We start from the raw sequence: 5878 nt of genomic DNA, 5'->3' as shown, positions 1-5878 counted from the left end.
TCAAACTATTTTTTTGCCTTCTAAACGGCTAAAAAAAATCTTTTGAACTATCTAAATAGTAACCAAAAAGAGTCAACCTATTTCAGTATAATACAAAACGAACTAAATGATAGAATTAATACTTTCAACTTTAGCTGAATTTGGACTAATTCGTGAAGATTATAAACATCAAAAACGGATAAGTAAAAAGGAAAAAGAAGACGGAATTAAAAGACCGATTCAAAAGTATTTTATGCAACCAAGTGCATTAATGTTTATTGCTGTTTTTATCATTGGAAGTTTTAGTGCTGTTCTATTTTTTACTTATCAAAGAACATCTGTATTTCCAAAAAAAACTGAAAAGGAAATCTCGGAAATGAGCGAGAGAATGGAAAACTGGAATAAAAATCTCGGAAAATACCCAACAGAATTGAATGAATTAATCGGAAATAGTCCTTTAAGAAAAGATTGGACAAAAGATGCTTGGAATCGAGAATATGAATTTACGATTACAGAGAACGGAAAAGGATTTTTAATAACGTCTGCTGGTTTAGACGGAAAATTTGGAACTGAAGATGACATTAAATCGGAATAAAAATAATGAGCACGTCTAAAAAATATACTGACTCTGACCTTAAACTCTTTTTTTTAGGCCCTTTATATCTAATATTGATTAGATTAAATGGAACATACAGTCATCACAACCCAGGCATAAAAAGGAGTTCAGACAATAAAATGGGTCGAAAATTAATTTTAATGACTTTGGGCACAATATTTTATGTTATTCTAATAATTGTACTGATTAATTATGATTGAATATAAATAAAAAAACGTGCTACAACACCGTGTATAATTAATTGCTTTTTACTTGCTTACTTGCGAAAATTCCTGCGGAATTTTCACGGGTTCGTAAAAGTTTGTTAACTTAGTTGCCTAACCACGCAACTAACCATACACAAACACGTTGGCAACAATATAACAGAACGAATATGAACAGAATAAGATTTAATAAACTCAATGATTGGAAAAATGGAATTTTACTAATTCTGACAATTATATGTATGTTTTCTGGAACATTTGAAATCTTTGGAGAAACTAAAACTGAATGGAATAAGATGTTGGGAATTATTGGTTCAGTTGGAATGGTAATTTACTTTGCCAGAATGAGTTTTGGAAAATATTATGTTGGATGGAATAAAGCTGGAATCACGATTCGAATTAAATCATTTCTTGGAAAATCAATTAATTTCAAAGATGTGAAGTCAACTGATTTACAAAACGGAATCCTCACTGTTGTGAAAAAGAACGGAAATAAAATTGAACTGGATTTAAGCGAAATTGAAAAAGTCGATATTGACAAACTGACTGAAATTATAATAGAAAATACTGTTGCCAACAATGTATAACCGCAATTACGGCGGATTCGACTACGTCCGAATCCACTCGGAATTGCTAAAGTCTGTGTTAAACCGAAAATTAACGCATATTAACCCGTAACTGACGGTTATACGAGACCGTTAGCAACAATACGTGCCGAGTGTTTTTTCGTTAGTATTTACAATTTGAAATGCTGTCCGAAATTTAGTTTTTTATCTATTAACTTTTAGCTCGAAAAACTTTTTCTTGGAGAACTAAACGCACAAAGGTCGTTGCGTTTTCTGCAAATATCTCGTGCTGTCCCGAAACAATTTTTCAGCGTATTTTTTTAAGTTGTTTAAGTATTCTATTTCGTTGGAAAATCCGCTTATTTCTGTTCCTGTATTCGGCATTTCTCAGAAAGTTAAGGCTTGCGTTCTGTATCGTTCTTTTCCAAAAAAAAGCGTCATTGCTGTGAGAAACTGCGCAACCAGATGCGTCGAAAGGCATCGCATTTCGACTTTGACTGATGTTTTTTATACTATCCTTTTAGGTTTAGATGGTTGTGCTTCAATTGGAGGAATACAAGAAACGTATGAATTGAAAGACGAAAACGGAAATCAATTAAATGGAGAAATAGAAGGATATGCTTACGAATATTTTCAAGAATCGGAATAAAATGGACTCTTTGATATCTGACTTAAAGAAAGCGGAAAAAATCTTGTCTGAATACTCTGGTGGTTATTCTGGAGAACATTTATCTGCGGAGGAATTCCACAAAGACCTTGTTGACCGAATTAATAAATTAGAAAACGGAGATAAAAGCGTGATTGAAGATTTATGGATTTGGTTCGCACCGACTTGCCAATGGGACGATTTTGTCGGAAATATAGATTTAGGAGAAAGAATATTCCAACGACTGAATAGAATGAAAAAATAAAGCCTGCAGGTAACACCGTATATAATTTATTGCTGACTTCTTACCTACTTACGAAAGTCCTCGCGGACTTTCTTGGTCTGTAATTATTTACTAAATTAGTTGCTTGAAACACGCAACAAACCATATACAAACACGTTGGCAACAATTTGCAAATGATTCGTAATTGATGTATATTTACACCAAATAATCAAATTATGTCAAGACAAAGTATATCATTTACAGAACCTAACGACGAATGGCTGAAAGCTCAAGTCAATGGAAAAGAATATTCAAGCAAAAGCGAATTAGTAAACGATTTAATTAGACAAGCTAGAAAACAACAAGTCGAAATTGATTGGGTTCGAACTAAATTGGAAAAAGCTGAAAATAGCGGATTTACAAGCAAATCGAAAAATGAAATTTTAGCTCAATCAAAAACTTTACTTAATGGCTAAATATCGATTAAGTAACGAAGCTAAAAATGACTTAATCCGAATCCATCACTATGGAGTTGAAAAATTCGGAATGACTCAAGCGGATAAGTATTTTGAATCATTTTTTGAATATTTTGACATTATTTCCCAAAGACCTTATTCTTTTGAATCAGCTGAATATATAAAAAAAGATTATAGACGTTGTGTTTATGGAGCTGATAGTATCTATTTTAAAGTTAATGAAGATATTATAGATATAATGGCAATTGTTGGAAGACAGGACTTGAATGAAAAACTATAACGGAATAATAAAAACTGTTGCCAACACCGTGTATAATTAATTGCTTTTTACGTGCCTACTTGCGAAAATTCCTGCGGAATTTTCTCTGGTCCGTAAAAGTTTGCTAACTTAGTTGCTCAACCACGCAACTAACCATACACAAACACGTTGGCAAACATTTGTGAAAAACCGAAATACGAATTTGAAAAAACTAATAACTTGTCTTTTAAGCTTGATTTTGACTTTCTCTTGTGGAAATAAAAAATCGGAATCTAAGTGGACTGAATCTGACCTGAATTGCGGAAAAGCCGAAATAACCAATGTTTTGGGAAACAATGAATATTTTGGTGGAGGAAAAGATATTGTAGTAAAATGCAAAGTAGAATTTGACAACTCGAATTTTGAATAGGAATTAATAATCGACGTTCCTTTAATTGGAGAAGCTTATAGTCCTTTTAAAGTTGGAGATATCGTAGTGGCAAAGTTTCTAAAAAACGACAAACAAAAAACGGTTGAAATGTATTTGTTCGAATCAATTAACAATCGAACTGGGTTCAAGTGGGAAGCGCCATATACAATGAATGATGCTTGTCAAGGAAAATTTCCAAAAGGTTTTAGCTATAAAGCTTTGAGTGCAAAAGGAAAAATATGAATGAATAAAAAACGATTTGCCAACACCGTGTATAATTAATTGCTTTGTTCTTCCCTACTTGCGAAAATTCCTGCGGAATTTTCACGGGTTCGTTAAAGTTTGCTAACTTAGTTGCCTAACCACGCAACTAACCATACACAAACACGTTGTGCGTAAGCTAAAAACAGCATCTACAAAATTGAAATACATGAACAAAACAAGAGTATTTATCTATTCAATAATATTAATTTTAATAAGTAGTTGTGCAACTAGCAAAGCAGTAAAATACTTTAAAGAAGGAAAAACAAAACAAGAAAACTTTAAAGTTACTTTACCTTTCGAAATTAAAAATGGTTGGATAATTGTTCCTGTAGAAATAAATAATAAAAATTATAATTTTCTTTTTGATACTGGGACACCAACTCTTGTGTCAAAAGAACTTGCTGAAAGTTTAAATTTGAAAATTATTGACTCTGTAAATGTTTCTGATGTTTTTAATAAAAAACAAACTAATCAATATACTAGAATAGAATCTATTGGAATTGGAAAAATAGATTTTGTTGAAACAGTAGCCTTAATAAATGATTTTAATTCAATATCAATGTGGTCTTCTCTCAATATTGACGGATTTATTGGTTCAAGTTTAATGCAACACGCTATTTGGGATATTGATTTTGATAAGAAACAAATTATTATAACTGACAATGAATCGAAATTAAGCTTACCTGAAAAAATAATTGAAAATAAGTTATTTATTGGATATGCAGGAATACCTTCTATTGCTTGTAAAATAAATGGTGAAAAAGTTTGGAATTTTGATGTCGATTTTGGCTATAATGGAGATTTAGTTATACCTTTTTCCGAATTTGAAAAGCAAAAAGAAAATGGTCAAATATCAGATTTCACTGAATCTAAAACAACCGGTTCTATTGGAATTTATGGAAAACAAGACAATGCAAGGATATCTTACACAGGAATTGTTAATGAATTAGAATTTGGAAATACTATTTTAAAAAACCAAAAAGTATATTCAGAGCAATATTTGAGTAGAAGGTTTGGTTTAGATTTTTTTAAAAATTATCGAGTAATTCTAAATTGGAATAGTAAAAAAATAAAGCTAATAGAAAATAATAACTCTGAATAAAAGCCTACGCACAACACCGTGTATAATTAATTGCTTGGTTCTTGCCTACTTGCGAAAATTCCTGCGGAATTTTCTCTGGTTCGTAAAAGTTTGCTAAATTAGTTGCTAAACCACGCCACTAACCATACACAAACACGTTGTGAGCAATACTAAAAATGTACTTTCCTGAAATAGGTTGACTAAAAATTAAACACTTAATTATAGTCACTTATGAAAACAAAAAATGAACACTGGCTAAAAAAAAGCTATCAAAAAGCAACTTTAGAAACCAAACTTTTAGTCGTTGACCAAATCTTAAATGGTCAGATTTCAAACAACCAAGCTTCTAAAAAATATGATATTCCGAGAACAACTATTTCCTATTGGTTAAGAAAATACAGTACATTAGTACAACAAAACATGGGTATGAGTAAAAACGATGAGATTAAAAAGCTAAAGGAGAAGATTGAAGAACTTGAGTTCCAAAAAGACTTCCAACAGGACATTATTGCTGATATGGAACTTATTACAGGTGTCGATATGTCAAAAAAGTCATTACCCAAAACATTAGCAAAAGAGATAGAGCAAAAGAAAAAACAGCGTATAAAAGAAAATGGCTCTATGGATGTTTTGGGATATCTAAACAAGCCTTCTACAAAAGACTAAGAACGCAACAGAAAAAAGAAATAGATCATCAAAAAATGATCAAGATGGTCAAGGACTACCGTAAAAAAGTAGGCTCTAAAACTGGCGGAATAAAACTACACAAGGAGTTAAAGAAAGACTTTATTAACGCTGATATCAAGATAGGTAGAGACAAGTTCTATCACTTCCTTAGACTAAATAATCTTTTGATTCCCAAAACTAAAAATTACATGACAACGACAAACTCAAACCATATGTACAAAAAATATAAGAACCTTGTTAAAGACCACGTTCCTACTCGACCGGAACAACTATGGGTTAGCGACATAACATACATTAAAACAGAAAATGGGCACAACTATCTAGCGTTAGTCACAGACGCCTATTCTAAGCAAATAATGGGATATAAACTCGACAACCACATGAGAACATCACTTTGCACAGATGCGCTCGCTATGGCTATTAAAAACAGAAAATATACCAATCAAAAGCTTATTCATCATTCTGACAG

At 31.7% G+C, this 5878-nt stretch carries 9 protein-coding genes; all 9 read left to right on the top strand.

The features are described from left to right. Positions 1–106 precede the first annotated feature (106 nt). A complete protein-coding gene (locus DFQ08_RS15825; protein WP_114311018.1) occupies positions 107–574 on the top strand; it encodes a type II secretion system protein GspG in 468 nt (155 codons plus the stop codon). 394 nt (positions 575–968) lie between these two features. Then, a complete protein-coding gene (locus DFQ08_RS15820) occupies positions 969–1385 on the top strand; it encodes a hypothetical protein (RefSeq protein ID WP_114311017.1) in 417 nt (138 codons plus the stop codon). Positions 1386–1857: 472 nt separating this feature from the next. Further along, on the top strand, positions 1858–2013 hold the full coding sequence (locus DFQ08_RS16245; RefSeq protein WP_181858425.1) for a hypothetical protein: 156 nt from the start codon (positions 1858–1860) through the stop codon (positions 2011–2013). Positions 2014–2023: 10 nt separating this feature from the next. After that, complete coding sequence (locus tag DFQ08_RS15815) at positions 2024–2275, top strand: hypothetical protein (RefSeq protein WP_147269491.1); 252 nt, start codon at positions 2024–2026, stop codon at positions 2273–2275. 194 nt (positions 2276–2469) lie between these two features. After that, positions 2470–2709, top strand: coding sequence for a ribbon-helix-helix domain-containing protein (locus DFQ08_RS15810; protein ID WP_066257237.1), 240 nt, complete (start codon positions 2470–2472; stop codon positions 2707–2709). Next, a complete protein-coding gene (locus tag DFQ08_RS15805; RefSeq protein WP_114311015.1) occupies positions 2702–2989 on the top strand; it encodes a type II toxin-antitoxin system RelE/ParE family toxin in 288 nt (95 codons plus the stop codon). Before DFQ08_RS15810 ends, DFQ08_RS15805 begins: the two co-directional genes overlap by 8 nt. Before the next feature lie 818 nt (positions 2990–3807). Beyond that, entirely contained in the window at positions 3808–4743 is a 936-nt protein-coding gene (locus DFQ08_RS15800) for a retropepsin-like aspartic protease (protein ID WP_114311014.1), read from the top strand. Between the two features lie 210 nt (positions 4744–4953). Further along, positions 4954–5388: a helix-turn-helix domain-containing protein gene (locus DFQ08_RS15795; RefSeq protein WP_090842496.1), complete on the top strand. Its 435-nt coding sequence runs from the start codon at positions 4954–4956 to the stop codon at positions 5386–5388. Positions 5389–5597: 209 nt separating this feature from the next. Next, a partial coding sequence (locus DFQ08_RS16240) for a DDE-type integrase/transposase/recombinase (RefSeq protein ID WP_181858424.1) occupies positions 5598–5878 on the top strand: 281 nt, incomplete at its 3' end.

It is taken from the genome of Winogradskyella arenosi (assembly GCF_003337305.1).
GTDB lineage: Bacteria > Bacteroidota > Bacteroidia > Flavobacteriales > Flavobacteriaceae > Winogradskyella > Winogradskyella arenosi.
This window is presented reverse-complemented; position numbering and strand designations above follow the sequence as displayed.

What these genes read in the sequence shown, in the direction of transcription:
- DFQ08_RS15825 (WP_114311018.1), top strand. Translation starts at nt 107, where the DNA reads ATGATAGAATTAATACTTTCAACTTTAGCTGAATTTGGACTAATTCGT.
- DFQ08_RS15820 (WP_114311017.1), top strand. Translation starts at nt 969, where the DNA reads ATGAACAGAATAAGATTTAATAAACTCAATGATTGGAAAAATGGAATT.
- DFQ08_RS15810 (WP_066257237.1), top strand. Translation starts at nt 2,470, where the DNA reads ATGTCAAGACAAAGTATATCATTTACAGAACCTAACGACGAATGGCTG.
- DFQ08_RS15805 (WP_114311015.1), top strand. Translation starts at nt 2,702, where the DNA reads ATGGCTAAATATCGATTAAGTAACGAAGCTAAAAATGACTTAATCCGA.
- DFQ08_RS15800 (WP_114311014.1), top strand. Translation starts at nt 3,808, where the DNA reads ATGAACAAAACAAGAGTATTTATCTATTCAATAATATTAATTTTAATA.
- DFQ08_RS15795 (WP_090842496.1), top strand. Translation starts at nt 4,954, where the DNA reads ATGAAAACAAAAAATGAACACTGGCTAAAAAAAAGCTATCAAAAAGCA.